Raw genomic sequence first — 16,471 nt, forward strand, 5'->3', positions numbered from 1 at the left:
AAAATAAAACGATTTGGCTCTCGATTAAAGTACCAGATGGCGTCTAAATTTAAAGGGTAATTCAACTGAAATGTATTTATGGACAAGGTGTAGAGAATGAACAATAAAAACCTGCAACAACGTCGTCTGGATGCCACCCCGCGTGGCGTGGGTGTCATGTGTGATTTTTACGCCCAGTCGGCAGAAAACAGCACGATTACCGATATTGAGGGCAATCAGTATATTGATTTTGCCGCCGGGATTGCCGTGCTGAACACCGGGCACCGTCATCCTCGTCTGGTGCAGGCAGTCGAAGCGCAACTGCAGGCTTTTACCCACACGGCTTATCAGATTGTACCGTACGAAAGCTATGTGTCTCTGGCTGAGAAAATCAACGCCGTTGCGCCGATTGACGGTAAACGCAAAACCACATTCTTCACTACTGGCGCAGAAGCCGTGGAAAATGCGGTGAAAATCGCCCGCGCGCATACCGGTCGTCCCGGTGTTATCGCTTTTGGCGGCGGTTTTCATGGACGTACTTACATGACGATGGCGCTGACCGGCAAAGTAGCGCCCTATAAAAAAGGGTTCGGCCCGTTCCCGGGTTCCGTTTACCATGCGCCATATCCTTCTGAGTTGCAGGGTGTCTCCACGGCGGATTCACTAAAAGCGATTGAACGCCTGTTTAAAGCCGACATCGATCCAACTCAGGTTGCGGCGATTATCTTCGAACCGGTCCAGGGCGAAGGCGGTTTCGTGGTGGCGCCGTCGGAGTTTGTTGCCGGGATCCGCCGTATCTGTGATGAGCATGGCATCGTGATGATTGCCGATGAGGTGCAAAGTGGTTTTGCTCGCACGGGTAAACTGTTTGCGATGGATCACTACGCCGACAAAGCGGACCTGATGACGATGGCAAAAAGCCTTGCGGGTGGGATGCCGCTGTCTGGCGTGGTAGGCAAGGCAGAAATTATGGATGCGCCTGCGCCGGGTGGTCTGGGTGGTACCTATGCCGGCAACCCGTTGTCGATTGCGGCGGCGCATGCGGTACTGGATATTATTCGTGATGAGCAGTTGTGCCAACGAGCAGCGGCTCTCGGCGAACAACTGCGCGCCACCCTGACTGACGCGCAAGGATGGTGCCCTGAGCTGGCCGAAGTGCGCGGCTTAGGCTCAATGGTTGCTGCTGAATTTTGCGATGCAGCGACGGGGGAGCCCAGCGCTGCCGTCGCGCAACGCGTGCAGAAGAAAGCCCTTGAGCAGGGATTGCTGCTGTTAACCTGTGGCCAGTACGGCAACGTTATTCGTTTCCTTTACCCGCTGACAATTCCGCAGGATCAGTTTGCGAAAGCGCTCGATATCATTAAAGCTGCGACGAAATAGTTTAGCCACTCAGTATCAACAAAAGCCGACGGTGGTCATTGCCGTCGGCTTTATTTTTGCCCACAAAAATTGATCTTCCTCGTGTGTAGCGCGGTAATTATCGCTAATGGGTTGCCAGTTATATCGCTATATAATTTAATATATATCGTTTTTATTCCTCATCCAGATGGTACCCCATGTTAACTCTCCGTTCTTTTGTGCTGGTTTGCGCCAGCTTCCTGGTGGCGTTCTCCGCGCAGGCCGAGCGTAAGATTACCGATCAGCTTGGTCGTCAGATCACGATTCCAGACCATGTCGACAAAGTGGTTGTGCTGCAACACCAGACGCTGAATATTCTGGTGCAACTCAACGCCCAGCAAGACATTGTTGGTGTAATGTCGAGCTGGAAAAAACAGCTCGGACCTGAATTCGCGCGTTTTATGCCGAAGATAACGACATTGCCGACGCCGGGCGATCTCACCAGCGTGAATATCGAGAGCCTGCTGGCGATTCACCCACAGGTCGTCTTTGTTGCCAACTATGCGCCTGCGGAGATGATTCAGCAGATTCAGAACGCCGGTATTCCGGTGGTCGCTATCTCATTGCGTCAGGATGCTGATGGTCAGCAGAATAAAATGAATCCGACTATGGCCGATGAAGAGCAGGTCTACAACGAAGGGTTAAAGCAGGGAATTCGCCTGATTGCGGATGTTGTGGGGCGCAAAGCGCAGGCAGAAACGTTGATCGATTACGTTTTTGCGGCGCGGGCAAAGTTCAACGCGCCAGTTGCCAACATTCCTGATGCGAAAAAGGTGCGTATTTATATGGCTAACCCCGACCTGATGACTTACGGCTCCGGGAAGTATACGGGACTGATGATGCAGCATGCGGGGGGATTAAACGTGGCGGCGACCAGTGTGAAAGGCGCCCGTCAGGTCGCGCTTGAGCAGGTATTAGCGTGGAATCCGCAAGTGATTTTTGTTCAGGACCGTTACCCGCAGGTGGTGACTGAGATCCAAAACGATCCCAACTGGCAGGGGATTGATGCGGTGAAAAATCATCGCATCTGGCTGATGCCGGAATACGCCAAAGCCTGGGGGTATCCGATGCCGGAAGCCTTGGCGATAGGTGAACTGTGGATGGCCAAAAAACTGTATCCGGACGCCTATAAAGACGTGGATGTCGATGCGCAGGCGCAAGACTACTATCAGCGTTTTTATCGTGTGAACTGGCAGTCTGATGCAGCTAAGTAACCGCATTTTACCCCAGCAGCCGCTGCTAATGGCGGCGGTCTTATTACTGGGCGTCAGCTCGCTGTGCCTCGGACAATATCCGCTGTCGTTAAGCGAGGTATTTTACCATCTGACGCACTATAGCGACGCCGAAGGGATTGCCAGCCAGATTGTCTGGACGGTCAGGTTACCACGTATTCTGATCGCGTTGCTGGCAGGGGGCGCGTTGGGTTTATGCGGCGCGACGCTGCAAGGGGTATTTCATAATCCACTGGTCGACCCGCATATTATCGGCGTGACGTCGGGGGCTGCCTTTGGCGGTACGCTGGCTATTCTGCTCGGCCTGTCGCCGTGGCTGATGATGGGCTCAACGTTTTTCTTCGGTCTGACGGCGCTGATTCTGGTGTATGCCATCGCTACATTGCAGGGGCTGGAGAATACGCTGGTGCTGATCCTGTCGGGTATCATTCTGAGCGGTTTCTTTGCCGCACTGGTGAGTCTGATTCAGTATCAGGCGGATACCGAAGAGACGTTACCGAACATTGTGTTCTGGCTGCTGGGGAGTTTTGCGACGGCCAACTGGCATAAAGTTCTGCTGTTGGCGATTCCGGTGGGTATCGCCGCGACGGTTTTGTATCAGTTACGCTGGCGGATAAATCTGCTATCGCTCAATGATAAAGATGCCAGAGCGCTGGGCGTGGCGGTGGTTCCTCTGCGACGCAGCGTGCTGGTGTGCTGCGCTTTTTTAGTCGCCGCTCAGGTGGCGGTAAGCGGCAGTATTGCCTGGGTCGGTCTGGTTATTCCGCATCTGGCACGTTTGCTGGTGGGTGTCGATCATCGTCGGTTGCTCCCTTGTGCCTTCTGGCTGGGGGGCGGTTTTATGATTGTGGTAGATGATATTGCGCGCACCCTGATGTCTGCGGAGATCCCGCTGGGGATCATCACTGCATTATTTGGCGCGCCGCTGTTTGCTTTTTTACTCATCCGCAACAGTCGTCGGAGGAAACAATGAAATCTGTCGCACTGCGCGTGAATCGGCTGACTTACGGGTATCGCGCACCGCTATTTGAGCCGCTTACGTTCAGTTGCCGGAAAGGTGAGGTCTGGGCGGTGCTGGGACGTAACGGTCTGGGTAAAAGTACGCTGCTCGATACGCTAACCGGCACGCTGCCTGCTTTGGGCGGCAGTATTGAGAATGCCGGTGGAATTGGGATTGTGGCGCAACATTGTCATCTGCCGTTTCCCTATACGGTCAGCGATGTGGTACTGATGGGGCGGGCACAGCACGTGAAGTTATTTGCGCAGCCCAGCCAGCAGGATCAAAAAAGGGCAGCGCAGGCGCTGGAGCAACTTAATATCGCACATCTTGGCGCCTGCTCGTTTGGTTCACTCTCTGGCGGGCAACAACAGTTAGTGATGATAGCCAGGGCATTGGTCACGGAATGCCAGACGTTATTGCTTGATGAACCATGTTCCGCGCTGGATCTCGCTAATCAGCAGGTGGTGCTGCAGCTCATCAGCGATCTGGCTCGCCAACAAGGCTGCAGCGTGCTGTTTTCAACCCACGATCCGCTGCATGCGCTACAGATAGCCACGCATACGCTGCTGCTGCTTCCTGAAGGAAAATGGCGGGCAGGGCCGACGGACAGCATCGTGACGGAAGATAATCTGTCCCAGGCCTATGGATTACCGCTGCGAAAAGTGAACGTTGATCATTACCAGACGCCGTTTATTGCGCCGCTGTTTTCTATTCGTCGGTAAGTGGTATAAAACCGGCGGCGATCAGAAATTCCTGACCGCCGTTGCCGAGCATAAACTCAACCAGCGCCAGCGCATCTTTGGATGCCTCCAGCAGCGCCAACTGGTATTCACATTGAATGTTATATTCAGCCGGAATCGCTACATAACGAACGTTGGGTAGTGTGCGGAGCGTTTTTGCATAATGCGCGTAGCCGATAAACAGATCGGCCAGTCCCTGACGCAGGACCCAGGCGCTGGCCAGTTCTCCCTGCGGGATCCTGACGGTGTCTCGACCACCAACCAGGGGAATGGCCCTTTCGCGAAGCTGCTGCCCAAGGCCCCTCTCCAGCGCATCCATCTTGTCAAAAAATGCCCAGGTATAATCCCCGGAAGGGTCACAGCCGGGCGTAGAGGTACCAATTCGCAGGGTAGGGTTTCGCAGCAAATCCAGCCATTCAGCGGTCCGGTTGGTAACCAGACCCAGTTGGTTCCAGCAAAAGGTGTGCGTTGAGAGAGCTTTATGCTGAGCCAGAAGGCGTTGCGGATGCTCCCGACTGGCCGAAGCAAACAGCGCACAGGGTTCGCCTGCCTCAATCTGCTCACGCAGTAAACCGGCTGGACCATATTCCACTTTCACATCTATTCCACTTATGTGCGTGAAATGGGTTATCAGCGGGGTCAGTGCCGGACGTAAACTGCCGGCTGCAAGCAGAGTGATGGAAGAAGACATTGTGTCACGCCTCGTAATAGGGTATGCGTCGACGAAGACGCGTGGCTGGCCGGGAAATGGCACGCGCGACGCACTGGCCAATTTCTGCGCAGGCAGTAAGCCCTTGCACAAACGGTTGATCGTGCATCAGCCAGGGAAGTGCGGCGAGCGCAATGCGGCCCCGGACGATATCAGGCGCCTGTAACGTATAGTCATCGCCGACATCCGGTATTTCCTCACTCGTGGATTGCAGTTGATCCCGCAGCGATGGAAATGGCAGATCTTTAATTTTTAACGCTTTCTGGCCTCTGGCATCGATAAAAACGTCAAACTTATAGGTTTCGCCCTGAGCGCGTATCACCGTCATTTTCTCTTTTTGCTCTAACTGATAATCCTGACCGAGCGCGCGAATATTCAGGATCCCGGCCTCACGCAGCGCCAGTAATCTACGGATCGACTGTGAAGGAATGGCTGCATAGTTATCGATAAAGACGCGAGCAAGTCCATTGTTAAACCGCTCTCTGTCTTTCTCATCCAGCCACGGGACAATTTCCTGTACGGCCTCATGCAGTCGCAGAATAGCGTAACGCCAGGCAACCGTGTGTTTTTCACGTTTATTGCGTTCGACTTCTTCAAGATTGGCTGCGGCCCAGCGAAACGGATCGTGCTTTTTACGGGCAGCGAACCAGACATCCGTAAAGCTGTCGGCGTTCAGGGAAGAGAGGGCGACTTCTTTGCTCCAGACAGGGTCTGCCAGCTCAATTTCTTTGACTATGAGCATAAAGATCCTGTCCAGCAGCCCAGCAGAACCATCTGCAATACACTGTTCCAGTGCCTCAGCAGTCACAATGGAGAGTGGTTCGTAGGGGAGAGGGCAGTAAAAATCGGCTTCCGGTAGAATGCCAGAACGGGACATGAGGAGAATGTTGAGATCCTGACTGCCTTCATTTCTTTCGAAATGAACACCCTGCGCATCATCTAATACAAACCTGCCGTGTTGTGCGACGACGGCCATAGCCGCATCAATAGCGCTCAGCGACGTACCCAAAATTCCTACATTACACGCCGGGATTTTTGCCTCCATAAGCCCGGTCCACGGACTCGGGAAGAAGGTGCGTGATGCGCTTTGTGCGTCAGGCCAGACGTGACCCGTGGCGATGACAGCAAGATCAAAGTGCTCCGGGTCGTTATGATCGCTGCAAATAACAACGCCATCCGTTGTGGCTTTGACATCCTTGACCTGACAGGACTCGTGTACGGTGATGTTAAACCCCTGTTTGTCCGCAAGGTCTACAAGGCGTAAAAACTGGTCACGAAAATATTCACCGAGCAGAATTCGCGGCAGAAATTGTCGGTCATGCAGCGAGGCGTGTTTCACGCCATAACGGGCTAAATGTTCAACGCTTTGTTGACGTAACCAGTCGAGATAAGAAGAGGTAATGGGAGGTATTTCAATACTGGCGATATTTGCCAGCATCAATCGCGAGTTTTCCTCATCGCTATAGGGCATGCCTACCCCAGCTTCATTCGATTGTTCGTAGAGGCTAATTGAAAGCGGGGTTTGATGCTTGAGAAGCGCGAGTAACGTATAGATTCCTGTCGGTCCCGTACCGACGATAGCGATCTTGTTCATCTTATCCACCTGATATTATTTTTATGCCCTGTGATCGATGTTCTGTGTCGGCATTGTGCCGAAAACAAGCGAAGCAGGATAAGTGTGGTCGATAACGGCGCAGGAGACAAACGGGATAGACAGCAAGAATAGCGAAATCGCTCAGGACGGCAACAACAATTAGGGGATTTTATCGAGAATAATATAAGGAGAAAGGCACCACATCAAAAGTGATATGGTGCGTCCGAGTGGACTCGAACCACCGACCCCCACCATGTCAAGGTGGTGCTCTAACCAACTGAGCTACGGACGCAATATGGTGCGTTCAATTGGACTCGAACCAACGACCCCCACCATGTCAAGGTGGTGCTCTAACCAACTGAGCTATGAACGCAACGTTGTAGGTGACAACGGGGACGAATATTAGCGGCACAGACCGAATGAGGCAAGAGGGAAATCGCATTTTTCTTCCGGATCTCACGCGTTTGCAGAGTAATTAAGCAAGTTGATTATATTTTGTTGATTTTGCAGCGTGTTTTTTATTCACCCGGTACGCTGGGGACATAATGGGGGCATTTGGGTTGGCATCCTTCTGTTCAGCATGCTGACCTGCTCCGTATTCATTGCAGGTAAGAAGCGGATAATTGTGTAGGACTGCAAGTCCGTTTTGAGCGAGAAGAGGACATGGTATTCTCAGAATAATCACCTTTAATTTGGAACGTTTCCTCGCTTTTCAAATTGTTTATTTTACCGGCAGTTTATATGACGTCTGAACTCATAAACCTTTGCACAATAAGCTTTCTAACCATTCAGTAAATATACGTACCTTGCGTGAAAGGTGTCGGTGTGGATAAAGAAGTGACAAGTTGCGGTCAGGAGAAGGATGGTGGGGCAATACCTCAACAAGCTGCCCGCTATCGAGATAGGGCTGTAAAAATACGTTCATTCCCTGAAGCAAGCCCAGACCAGCAAGGCCTGCAGCAACGTATGCCTCAGAGTTATCAACAACAAGTTTACCCGGCAAGGTTATTTCCTCGATCCCTTTTGGCGTCGCAAAGGTCCACGGCATAATTTGCCGGCTGCTGCTGTTAACCCAGTTGATGGCATGGTGGTTCCTCAAATCCTCCAGCGTTTCCGGATTGCCATGTTGCGCAATATAGCCATGGCTGGCACAGGTCGTCATTTTGATACTGCCCATTCTGTGAGCAATGTAATCACCATCTTCCAGTTCCCCCACCCGCAGTATGCAATCCAGACCATCCCGTAACATATCCCGACGGCGGTCCGAACTGCTCAGAATGATTTCAACTCCCGGATACTTGCTATAGAAGTCGGGTAACGCGGGAATGACCAGCAGCGCTGCAAGCGCAATAGGCATATCTACACGTAGCTGACCGTGCAGAACCTGGTCGCTGCTGAAGGACTCCAGCAATTCATCTGCCTGTGCCAGCAGGGGTTTACTACGACGATAGAACTCTTCCCCGTCAGGCGTAAGGTTGATACGGCGCGTCGTTCGCTGCATCAGACGCGTGCCGCTGTGCTGTTCAAGTAGCTGTAGCGCTTTGGTAACGGCGGGACGATAAATGCCCAGATTCTCTGCCGCCTGAGTAAAGCTCCCTGACTCAACTATTTCTATAAAAATTCTAATAGATTCAAAGAGATTTATTTGCATAAGGTTATCTTTTTTCTGAAATATGACAGAGCATATGGGTTAGATTGTTACTAATTTTATAACAGTGATGAATAATTTTAGCTATTTTTCTAAATAATATTCCTGCTTACACTCCCCGTCATTCGTTACCCCGTTTCGAAACAGTAAATCTCAGGCCGCCCCATCGGTGCGGCAAGCTAATATGAAGGAAATTCCAACATGAAAGATAATCGTGTCTGCCAAATCCTTGGCATAGAAAAACCTGTCATCCAGGGACCTTTATCATGGCTGACAGATGCTCGTTTAGTTGCAGCCGTAAGCAATGCTGGTGGGCTAGGCGTGTTGGGTCCCAACGCAGGCTTAACCGCCGAAACCGCCGTTTCCACCCCTGAAGAAACGGCAGAAAAAATGCGCGCAGAAATCCGCAAAACCAAAAAACTTACCGAAAAGCCTTTCGGTGTAAATCTGATACCTACGCCTGAAAATGACATCTGGACTCAACCTATTTTGCAGGTGATAAAAGAAGAAGGCGTCAGGGCTGTGGTATACACCGGTTACGGAGAAGGAGCGGTGATTCCCGCATTGTTCGACGAATTAAAAGCGGCGGGTATTTCCGTAATTTATAGGGATATCAACCCGACGCCTGAAAATACCCGGCTTGCTGAAGAGGCCGGAGCCGATATCATCGTTGCGACCGGTTTTGACGAAGGTGGGACTCTTCCGGGTACTGCACTGGGTACTTTTTCCATCGTGCCATTGATTGCCGATTCCGTGGTAAATATTCCCGTAATGGCTGCAGGCGGTATTACCGACAACCGCACCGCAAAAGCGGCACACGCGCTCGGCGCTGAAGGGGTGTTTGCCGGTTCAGTCTTTATCGGCACCGAAGAAAGTCGCGTACCAAAATCGGTTAAAGATAAAATCATTGATGCAAACGGGCTGGATTTGTTGCTGTTCCGCACGCTTCCTCACTATTACCGCTCACTGCCGGGCAGGCTGGCAACAACTCTGGTATCAATGGACAAAGCCGGAGCAAGTAATGAGGAGTTAGGTAAAAAGATGGGAGGGCTGCGTGGCCTGCGTATTGGTATGCTGGAAGGTAACACCGATGAAGGTTATATCTCACTCGGGACAGGCATCGGCAATATTCGCAGCGTTAAAGGCGTAGCCGAGGTAGTGGACGAGTTAACCGTAGGGTGAATGCGGTACCACCTATAAATGCTTTTGCCAATGCAATTAATGGGCTGGGATGGGAGGTGCAATGTCGCCGGTCGCAGGTATCATTATTGCAGTAAGTCAGTCAGGTGAGTGTTCTCCATTTATGATCGTGCGCAGAACTGTTATTCCGGCTCTTGGTGGGATCATCACCATGTTAATCGCTAACACACTGATTTTCAGTATGTAATAGTAACTGAATACGGATGATTTATACAAAGGGAAGCAATACCCGATGGCACAATGTAAAAATGTTTAAATATTTCATGGTATTGGGTTAGGCTAGCCATGCTACGCGCATAACGGAAAATAGGCTAATAACTGCAAGCCGAACGTTAGTCTCTTATTATCAAGTGAATTTTGATAAAGACTCTCCATTGTTACCGGATATTAATAATATCCAGGAAGTAACAAAAGCTATAACCTTTAATGTGGGTATTGCAGCGCAACATGATAGTGTTGCAATTTGTATCCCGGAGGAGTCTACGCTGTGGCATAGAGCCATAAGAAGTGGCTGAACCAGTCGCTGATCACTCCCGACGGTGGCAAATCGTCGGGAGCGCGATTCGTGTTCAGAACACCGGTAAACCCAGCCCTTGTTTCACTTCTCTTAATGTCTGCTGTGTGACTTCGTGCGCCTGTTCACTGCCTTTTTTCAGCATCGCCATCAGCATGCCTTTATCCTGAATGTAAGTTGCCCGACGCTCACGCATCGGCGCGATGAGTTCTTGCAAGCACATCTCCAGCTCATTTTTGCATGCCCTGTCACCTAATCCGCCGCGCTGATAATGCGCTTTCATCTCCGCCACTTTGATTTTATCTGGGTGAAACGCGTCGAGGTAGGTGAATACGATATTGCCGTCAATCTGCCCCGGATCGGACACTTTCAGATGGTTAGGGTCAGTGTACATTGCGCTGACGGCGCGATGAATGGTTTCCTCGCTGGCGGACAACAGAATTGTATTACCTAGTGATTTCGACATCTTGGCGTTACCGTCGATACCGGGCAGACGACTGGTTTCACTCAGCAACGCTTTACAATGCGACAAGACTGGGGCAGGTAATAAGCTGTTCATTTTATGCACGATTTCATTGGTCTGTTCAATCATCGGCAGTTGATCGTCGCCGACCGGAACCACTTCAGCTTTGAAGGCCGAAATATCTGCCGCCTGACTGATGGGATAAACCAGAAAGCCAACCGGTAACGAGCGGGCGAACCCTTTCTGCGCAATTTCGTTTTTGACCGTAGGATTACGTTCCACGCGCGCCACGGTAACAATGTTCATATAAAGCGCGGTCAGTTCGGCAAGGGCGGGCAAGGCCGATTGCAAACAAATGGTGGTGAGTGAGGGGTCTATGCCCGCGGCGAGATAGTCAGCCAGCACTTCGGGAATGTTGTTTTGGATCTTTTGTGGCGTACTGCCGTTATCGGTCAGTCCTTGCAGGTCTGCGACCAATATAAACTGCTGATAATCGTACTGCAGCGTGGCGCGTTGGCGCAACGAGCCAACATAGTGGCCGAGGTGCAACGGGCCAGTAGGACGATCGCCAGTGAGGATGATGGTTTTGTTGTTCATATAAGACTCCTTAAGCGTAAAACCGAAAGGGGTCTTCAAATGCAAATAACCGCCTTTCGGCGGTTATTTAAAATGGGGAAACACATTCTGACCGCCTTTAAGAAGGCAGCCACCACAGATTATGAGTAAAAGCGTTGATATCGTGTCTGGTGTTCATCCCGTCAACTTACCACTACCTGACGTAGAGGTAAAGCAATGCGCCGACAACTGACATAGTTCAGCTCGCTTCCAACATGCCAAAGCTCACAATGCGCGAGCGCCCCAGTTCTTTTGCGCGATACAGCGCGACGTCTGCGGCACGCAGCAGATTATCGCTTTGGGCATGCTGCGGGTAGCTGGCAACACCGATAGAGACATCCACGTGGCCAATATCGGATACGCCAAAGCGCAGTGACAATTCGCGTACGCCGTTGTAAATATCCGTCGCAAAACTATTGGCCGCCTGTTCATCCGCACCTGCCAGCAGTACCAGAAACTCTTCGCCACCGTAACGGAAAGCCATGCCGCTGTCGTGGACAACACGCTGAATAACGGCGGCGATACTTTTTATCACACTATCGCCGGCCTCATGACCAAAGCGGTCATTGATGTTTTTGAAATGGTCGATATCGATCATCAGGCAACTGATCGGTTCTTGGGTACGAACCGCCTGGCTCATCTGGGTACGGAGAGTATCTTCAAGATGATGACGATTGCGCAGGCCGGTTAGGGGGTCGTACAGCGCTTTCTCCAGCAACGCATCGCGCAGGCGTTGGTTGGCTAATGCCAGGCCGAGTGCTTCTGCCATCAGTTCCAGGTAGGCGCGAGATGAGGTGGAATCCTCGCTGAGATTCTGGAATGAGAGCAGGCCGATGGCTTCACCCTGGGCAATCAGCGGCACGCATAAGGTATGCCGCTGGCACGATTCTGGCAGATGGTAGCAGGCGATATCCGGTTCGTCTTGTACCGGTGGATGGCTCTGGCCGCGGCGTACCGCCCAGCATTCGTCCGGGTGAAACGCATCGGCTTTACCCTCTGGTGAGAGCCACTGCGCAACGCAGCGCATCTGCCAGGGCTCCCGATCCAGTATGTACAGTCGGCCGGCGATACCTGGAGCAATATTCGGCGCGAACAGTTCCGCCACATTAATAACATCGGCAAAACTTTCGCACCCCTGCAGACGCTGCGTCATGCGCGCCAGTAGTTCGCGGATCCCCCAGTCGGCGTCTCTCTCTTTCTCCAGCCGCTGACGGGCCAGCCCGTTCTCGCGAAAAATCCGGATCGCCTGGGCCATATCGCCAATTTCATCGATCTGGTTAAAGCTGGGTGTCTCGACAGCATAATCTTGCGATGCCAGACGGTTAACTACATCGCTCAAACGCACCACCGGGCGCAACACACGGCGCTTCAATATAAACCCAAGAACGAACAAAAATAGCAGCGCCGTAAGACCGACCATCACTTCAGAGGCTGTGCGCAGTGTACGTGACGCCTGAGTGGCATCTTCAATGGCATTGAGTACACGGTTGTCGAGCAACTGGCGGAAATGGTCTATCCGGTCCTGTGCCCGCTCCAGTTCCTGTTCATAGGTTTTGCTGAAGAGCAGGGCAATCGCTTGTGTGTGTTCTCCCCGCGCGACGCTGGCCAGCGCTGCAGTTTGTTCGTCCTGCAGAGCATCAACAATCTGCAATCCTTCATGCAATAGCGCCAGTTCTTCACCTGTCGCTCCGGCATCTTTCAACGCTGCCAGGCGATGCTCAACGGCTTTCAGTGACGCCTCTTTCTGACGATAGTTGTTCAAAGCATCAGGGTCTTTACTGACCACGTAGAGACGCGCCATATCAGACAGCGACCAGGCGTCGAGTTCCACTTCTTCGGTCAGTTGGTCAAATTTATAACGTTGTTCCACCACCTGGCGTTCGGTGTTATCGGCGTTGGACGCCATCAGCATGACAACGCCGGAGGCGATGGTCAGGCATACCGTCGCGCTGTAGGCCCAGTTGGTGATTGTGGCTATTCGCACTGATTAGTTCCTTCTGCGACGATTAATCAATTAGCATGATTGAAATTATAGGAAACGTATGATTTTGCGTGAAAATAAAAAAGGCGGCTCTGGGCCGCCTTCTGTTATCGTCCTGACATCATAAATCTGGAGGATTTTTTCCTTCTTCCATAAAGGCTTCGTCGATACCTTCCACGTTACCTGCATGATCGCGCCCGGAAAACAGGTTCCAGCAGGTAATGAACAGCGCGGCGATCAGCGGGCCAATCACAAACCCGTTAATGCCGTAAATCTCCATCCCGCCGAGGGTGGTTATCAGAATCAGGTAGTCCGGCATTTTGGTGTCTTTTCCTACCAAAAGCGGGCGCAGGATGTTGTCCACCAGACCGACGATAATCACGAAGAACCCGACGATAAACAGCCCTTGCCACAGTTGGTGCGTAGCGAAGAGGAATATGGCTGCGGGTACCCAGACGATTGCCGAGCCGACGGCAGGCACCAGAGAGAGAAACGCCATTAATGCGCCCCACAGAACGCTGCCGTCGATATCCACAATCGCAAACGCGATGCCGCCAAGAATCCCCTGAACTAAAGCCACAACCGCTGTGCCCTTGACGGTTGCGCGCGTTACACCGACAAATTTGGCGAACAAATGCTGTTTGGCAAAATCAGAAAGTGGTAATGAGTCCAGAATCTGGCGTACCAGATAAGGTCCATCTTTTAACAAGAAAAACAGCAGATACAGCATGATGCCAAAGCTGATGGCAAAGCCGAATGTCCCTTTACCGATCAGGAACGCGCTGCCCGCAAGGTACTGGCCGCCTTGCAACACAATGTCGGACAGCTTTTTCTGGATTTCTGCAACATTATCCAGATTGTGTTCTGCGAGGAATCCTCGCGCCCAGCCAGGAAGATAAGAAAGAATAGAGGTGACGACTTCGGGAAACTGCGTGTCGTTTTGTTGCAGCTTGTTGTACACCACATTGAGTTCAATGGCCAGCGATGACAGGATCACCATGAGTGGGATAAAGACAATTAAACAGATAATGGCGATGGTTATTAACGATGCCAGCCCGTTGCGTTCGCCAAGTGCGCTGCGCAACCTGTTTTTTACCGGGTTAAAAATAGTCGTTAAGATCGCGGCCCACAAAATGGCGGAAAAGTAAGGGGACAGCACATCGAAGAACGCCCAGGTAACGAGGGCTAGTATGAAAATGAAGAAACCTTTGGTCAGTCCGTTAAATCGCATCGGTGAATCCTGTAATGAGAAGCAGTCCCGACTATAGAACCGTTCTGAGGATTTACCAACTTTTGCTGAAGATCTCTGCTCAATACTTGCGGATACCGACTCACGTAAGCTCAGAGAGGATATCGTCTCATCATTTTTTTTAAACAGGTAATGAAACAGGTCATTTCCGTAAAACCTACATAGTCGGGCAACAGTGTTGTTGCCCCACTTTAGCGGCCAGGGATATCCGTTCTGATTTAGCCGTGTCTGATTTTCCCATCAATTCCCGGCTGAGGTTTACCAAACAGATATCCTTGTGCGAAATCACAGCCCAGTGCCTGAAGTTTTTCCAGTTGTTCCTGTGTTTCAACGCCTTCTGCAACAGCCTTCATATTAAGGGATTTCGCCATGCCTGTAATGAGTTTGATAATATTAAGGGCATCGTCCTGGGTAGATAGTGAATGTACAAAGGACTTATCTATTTTTATTTTATCGAAGGCCAGCCGGCTCAACCGGGAAAGAGAAGAATACCCGGTACCAAAATCATCGATGGAGATTTTCACGCCCAGCGCCCTGAGTTTATTCAGCGTATTCATCGGCGTATTACTCTCAGTAAAGATAGAGGATTCAGTGACCTCCAGTTCAAGGCGTTGAGCGGGGAGTCCTGTTTCTTTCAGAATAGTCAGCACTATTCCGGCAAAGGCTTTGCTGCTTAGCTGTACCGGCGAGACATTGACTGAAATTTTGGCCGGAATCGTCCAGGAAGCCGCTTCCGTACAGGCAATTTCCAGCACAAATTTTCCCATCTCGTTAATCATGCCTGTTTTTTCCGCAACAGGAATAAAGCTATCCGGCGACAGGAGGCCCTTTAGAGGGTGAACCCAACGAATAAGGGCTTCATAGCTGTAAATTTCCCGGCTGAAAGAATCCACAATAGGCTGATAATAAACCACGAATTCTTTATTCACTATGGCCATCGCCATATCATGCTCAAGCGTTCTGCTTTCTTGCAGCTTTTCTAACATCCATTGCCGGAAGACTTTTATCTTACCTGAACCTTCATTTTTGGCTTCATACAGGGCCAGATCTGCAAATTTATAAAGATAATCGGAGCGGCGTTCTGTTTCTGATATAACAATCCCAACACAGGTAGTTATGTTTATAATTGTGTTATAAATCGTGTAGGGTTGGCTGATAAAATCGCATATCTTTTGGGCGCGCGAAACGGCCTGGCTCTCTGTCAGACCACTTGAGAGAAACGCAAACTCATCTCCACCTAAGCGATACAGCGTATCTGAAGTGTGGCTCATTGAAATCAGACGGTCCGATATCTGGCGTAATAAAATATCACCGGCATCATGACCATAGGTATCATTTACCTCTTTGAATCGGTCTAAATCAAACAGCATCACAGTCACGGAATCGTTGTTTTTTTCTGCCATCTCGATTGTTTGATTTAAATTCCCCCAGAAGAATTGGCGGTTATTCATATCAGTAAGCGAGTCATGGTAGACGTCATATTCCAGTTTTGCATTCTGGATTTGCAACTTTTCTTTAGAATTCTGAAGTTCTTCAGCGAGACTCTTTACCTGAAGATGCGCTCGCAGAATATTTCTGTTCTGAAAGAATATCAGTACACCCAGTATCGCACTCAGTATGATCAGCAGAACAGAGGTTGCCGAGTAAATATAGTACAGCGTTTGAATTTTAAGGTTGGCGTTATTGATCGAGTTAACATCCTTATTTAACGCGCCGGATGAAAGGCGGCCAAGTTGCGAATCCAGCGTATGCATTTTTTTCACGTATGCCTGGAGTTCTGAACGGTTCATTTTCTCGAGGTTAACGTCCAGATAGTTAAGCGTATTTTCAAGTTTTAACGCCAGTTCACTGTGCGCCTGATTGCTCGCTATATAGTGCCCTAAATCACCTTCTTTTATCAAATCACTCTGGCTAAGCATAATGTCGAGGCGCAGGCGTACCTCATCGAGGCCCATCGTTTCATCGATAGTGTAAAGACCAAGCAATGATTCGAATCGGTAATATTGCGATACCATTTGCGCAGCGGACCATGAATCGGTGTAATGCGTTAATTTCTGTAACTCTTGCTGCCTTTCATGCACCAGGAAGGAAATATACCCAGTAGATATAAAAAGAAAAAATATGATGCCAGCCAGTATTCTGTTCATGA

General features: G+C 50.7%; 12 protein-coding genes, 2 tRNA genes and 1 pseudogene. 6 read left to right on the forward strand and 9 right to left on the reverse strand.

The annotated features are described in order from the left end of the window. The first annotated feature begins 96 nt into the window (after positions 1 to 96). From puuE to OOJ59_RS14375, 4 genes are all read left to right on the forward strand, one after another. Positions 97 to 1,359 (forward strand): 4-aminobutyrate transaminase, encoded by a 1,263-nt coding sequence (puuE, locus tag OOJ59_RS14360; protein ID WP_038640330.1) that lies wholly within the window; start codon positions 97 to 99, stop codon positions 1,357 to 1,359. A 176-nt stretch (positions 1,360 to 1,535) separates the two neighbouring features. After that, on the forward strand, positions 1,536 to 2,591 hold the full coding sequence (locus OOJ59_RS14365; RefSeq protein ID WP_160955970.1) for an ABC transporter substrate-binding protein: 1,056 nt from the start codon (positions 1,536 to 1,538) through the stop codon (positions 2,589 to 2,591). Continuing rightward, on the forward strand, positions 2,578 to 3,582 hold the full coding sequence (locus OOJ59_RS14370; RefSeq protein ID WP_085049421.1) for a FecCD family ABC transporter permease: 1,005 nt from the start codon (positions 2,578 to 2,580) through the stop codon (positions 3,580 to 3,582). The genes OOJ59_RS14365 and OOJ59_RS14370 overlap by 14 nt, the downstream gene beginning before the upstream one ends. Next, positions 3,579 to 4,331: an ABC transporter ATP-binding protein gene (locus OOJ59_RS14375; protein ID WP_079224361.1), complete on the forward strand. Its 753-nt coding sequence runs from the start codon at positions 3,579 to 3,581 to the stop codon at positions 4,329 to 4,331. Before OOJ59_RS14370 ends, OOJ59_RS14375 begins: the two co-directional genes overlap by 4 nt. Here the strand turns inward: OOJ59_RS14375 and OOJ59_RS14380 are convergent. The 5 genes from OOJ59_RS14380 to OOJ59_RS14400 form a co-directional block, all read right to left on the reverse strand. Beyond that, positions 4,318 to 5,040: a substrate-binding domain-containing protein gene (locus OOJ59_RS14380; protein ID WP_085049419.1), complete on the reverse strand. Its 723-nt coding sequence runs from the start codon at positions 5,038 to 5,040 to the stop codon at positions 4,318 to 4,320. The genes OOJ59_RS14375 and OOJ59_RS14380 overlap by 14 nt on opposite strands. 4 nt (positions 5,041 to 5,044) lie before the next feature. Beyond that, positions 5,045 to 6,652 carry an FAD-NAD(P)-binding protein gene (locus tag OOJ59_RS14385; RefSeq protein WP_160955971.1) on the reverse strand — a complete coding sequence of 536 codons (1,608 nt, stop codon included), beginning with the start codon at positions 6,650 to 6,652 and terminating at the stop codon, positions 5,045 to 5,047. 215 nt (positions 6,653 to 6,867) lie between these two features. Next, positions 6,868 to 6,944, reverse strand: a tRNA-Val gene (locus OOJ59_RS14390). A gap of 4 nt (positions 6,945 to 6,948) precedes the next feature. After that, positions 6,949 to 7,025: transfer RNA gene (locus OOJ59_RS14395), tRNA-Val, on the reverse strand. A 381-nt stretch (positions 7,026 to 7,406) separates the two neighbouring features. Further along, the gene (locus OOJ59_RS14400; protein WP_193157040.1) at positions 7,407 to 8,303 is read right to left on the reverse strand and encodes a LysR family transcriptional regulator; all 897 of its coding nucleotides are present in this window, start codon (positions 8,301 to 8,303) and stop codon (positions 7,407 to 7,409) included. 198 nt (positions 8,304 to 8,501) lie between these two features. On the opposite strand from OOJ59_RS14400, the gene OOJ59_RS14405 reads away from it, so the two are divergent. Together OOJ59_RS14405 and OOJ59_RS28235 are read left to right on the forward strand one after the other, a co-directional pair. Then, positions 8,502 to 9,482 (forward strand): NAD(P)H-dependent flavin oxidoreductase, encoded by a 981-nt coding sequence (locus tag OOJ59_RS14405; RefSeq protein WP_160955973.1) that lies wholly within the window; start codon positions 8,502 to 8,504, stop codon positions 9,480 to 9,482. 311 nt (positions 9,483 to 9,793) lie between these two features. Then, a pseudogene (locus OOJ59_RS28235) lies at positions 9,794 to 10,015 on the forward strand (NAD-dependent malic enzyme); the annotation flags it as partial. A 54-nt stretch (positions 10,016 to 10,069) separates the two neighbouring features. Here the strand turns inward: OOJ59_RS28235 and trpS are convergent. The 4 genes from trpS to OOJ59_RS14430 form a co-directional block, all read right to left on the reverse strand. Further along, positions 10,070 to 11,074 (reverse strand): tryptophan--tRNA ligase, encoded by a 1,005-nt coding sequence (gene trpS / locus OOJ59_RS14415; RefSeq protein WP_137347227.1) that lies wholly within the window; start codon positions 11,072 to 11,074, stop codon positions 10,070 to 10,072. A 217-nt stretch (positions 11,075 to 11,291) separates the two neighbouring features. Further along, positions 11,292 to 13,076: a diguanylate cyclase gene (locus tag OOJ59_RS14420; protein WP_121529000.1), complete on the reverse strand. Its 1,785-nt coding sequence runs from the start codon at positions 13,074 to 13,076 to the stop codon at positions 11,292 to 11,294. Positions 13,077 to 13,194: 118 nt separating this feature from the next. Continuing rightward, a complete protein-coding gene (locus OOJ59_RS14425; RefSeq protein ID WP_069324210.1) occupies positions 13,195 to 14,304 on the reverse strand; it encodes an AI-2E family transporter in 1,110 nt (369 codons plus the stop codon). A gap of 236 nt (positions 14,305 to 14,540) precedes the next feature. Beyond that, positions 14,541 to 16,469, reverse strand: coding sequence for a putative bifunctional diguanylate cyclase/phosphodiesterase (locus tag OOJ59_RS14430; RefSeq protein ID WP_160955975.1), 1,929 nt, complete (start codon positions 16,467 to 16,469; stop codon positions 14,541 to 14,543). Positions 16,470 to 16,471: the final 2 nt, after the last annotated feature.

It is taken from the genome of Citrobacter sp. W9 (assembly GCF_026719375.1).
GTDB lineage: Bacteria > Pseudomonadota > Gammaproteobacteria > Enterobacterales > Enterobacteriaceae > Citrobacter > Citrobacter werkmanii.